The sequence below is a fragment of the Ancylobacter sp. G4_0304 genome, assembly GCF_047501495.1.
In the GTDB taxonomy this organism is placed as follows: Bacteria; Pseudomonadota; Alphaproteobacteria; order Rhizobiales; family Xanthobacteraceae; genus Ancylobacter.
Map to the genome: position 1 here is coordinate 1 of NZ_JAZDRM010000078.1, position 1378 is coordinate 1378.

Here is a 1378-nt window from a genome sequence, read left to right on the forward strand (position 1 = left end):
CGGCAAAGCCACCCAAACCCACCAGGGAGAAGCCACGAAACTTGACCGCCACCTGACCGCCGACCACCATCAGCCCGGGTCAATTCTCAGTGGAAATCCAGGGTCAGTTCTTCGCGGAAATCAACAGCGCGGCACGCGCTGGCAGCGCTTAGGCGTTTGGAGGGTGGTTTTACACAATGAAGAATCGCTCGGTCCTTAGGTTCTAGATCAACTTTGGGCGGCCGGAAGTGCCCGCATCCAGAACTAGGTTATCGAAGCCTGCACAACAGGGGTGGGGGCGCATTGCTGCCGCTCCCAACGTCCGCTTCTAGGTGAAGACACAGTTTACCTAAATGTCTGATTTGGCAGCGCAAAGCCGACGTCGCCGAAAGCGCATTGGAGTGGCAGCTATGGGGTGGGACCGCCACAGTTTTCACTCGTGGCGGCCTTCTTCGAACGCCTGCGTTCCCTTCGCCTTCCAAAGGCCGCGCGCCTGTTCGCTCTCGCCACTTCTGAGCTTGTTCGCCATCCAGAGCAGCGCGCCATAGATCACGGCGCGGTCATCGCCGGTCAGCTCGACGACGCCCGACTTGACGACGAGCCCGCCGAGTTCGATGAGATGCCGCGTCCGCTTGCGGCGCTCGACCTGCCAGTCGCGCATGTCATGCCGCGCCCGTGCCGCCTGATGGCGAGTGCGGGCCGCTTGGTTGCGCCGGAGCGCTGACATCGTTGCCGTCAGATGCCCCTGCAGATCGGCGTGCCCTTCCTTGAAAGAACGCCGCGCCCCGTCGCGCCCACGCCTCCTTCCGTCCGGGGTCCTTGGTCTCCGCCAGCACCAGCAGCGCGCCGGCCAATTCCTCCGCCGTGAGCGCGTCGGCGCCGGTGACAATCACCAGATCGCCCAGTTGCTGTATCTTTCGGGTCTTGAGCTCTCGTGCCTTGTCCTCAAGTGCCTTCAGCTCCGCGTCGAAGTCCCGTGGTTTGCGCATCGTCCTCTCCATCAGCAGTCGATGGAGTAATGATAGTTGAGCGTGTTCGCCATGGCTGTAATGTTGCCGGAACAGACTGGGATGGGCTCGTCGCTCCCGAGATTTTTTCGAGGGAGGGCGCGCTTATACGTCGTTCCGACGTTCGCTTCGCCGTGGTGATGTTCGGATCGCGATGGCGATCTATCATCTTCACGTCAAGGTCATCGGCCGCAAGGCCGGCTCCAGCGCGGTCGCGTCCGCGGCATACCGTTCGGCCTCAAGGCTGCGCGATGACCGGATCGATCGCGTCCAGGACTTCTCCAGCAAGCGCGGTGTCGTGCATTCCGAAGTGCTGCTGCCTGACGGGGCGCCCGAGGTGTGGCGCGACCGCGAACGGCGCTGGAACGATGTCGAAGCCTTCGAGCTGCGCA

General features: G+C 62.7%; 3 protein-coding genes. 1 reads left to right on the top strand and 2 read right to left on the bottom strand.

Going from position 1 to position 1378, the window contains the following annotated elements; genetic code table 11:
• Window positions 1-412 precede the first annotated feature (412 nt).
• Complete coding sequence (locus VRZ77_RS21680; RefSeq protein WP_414594639.1) at window positions 413-640, bottom strand: conjugal transfer protein TraD; 228 nt, start codon at window positions 638-640, stop codon at window positions 413-415.
• 1 nt (window position 641) lies between these two features.
• On the bottom strand, window positions 642-968 hold the full coding sequence (locus tag VRZ77_RS21685) for a conjugal transfer protein TraD (protein WP_414594640.1): 327 nt from the start codon (window positions 966-968) through the stop codon (window positions 642-644).
• Between the two features lie 172 nt (window positions 969-1140).
• On the opposite strand from VRZ77_RS21685, the gene VRZ77_RS21690 reads away from it, so the two are divergent.
• On the top strand, window positions 1141-1378 hold a 238-nt coding region (locus VRZ77_RS21690), incomplete at its 3' end, for a MobA/MobL family protein (protein WP_414594641.1).

Excerpts from the sequence above, each read along its gene's own strand:
- VRZ77_RS21680 (WP_414594639.1), bottom strand. The coding sequence starts at position 640 with ATGCGCGACTGGCAGGTCGAGCGCCGCAAGCGGACGCGGCATCTCATC.
- VRZ77_RS21685 (WP_414594640.1), bottom strand. The coding sequence starts at position 968 with ATGCGCAAACCACGGGACTTCGACGCGGAGCTGAAGGCACTTGAGGAC.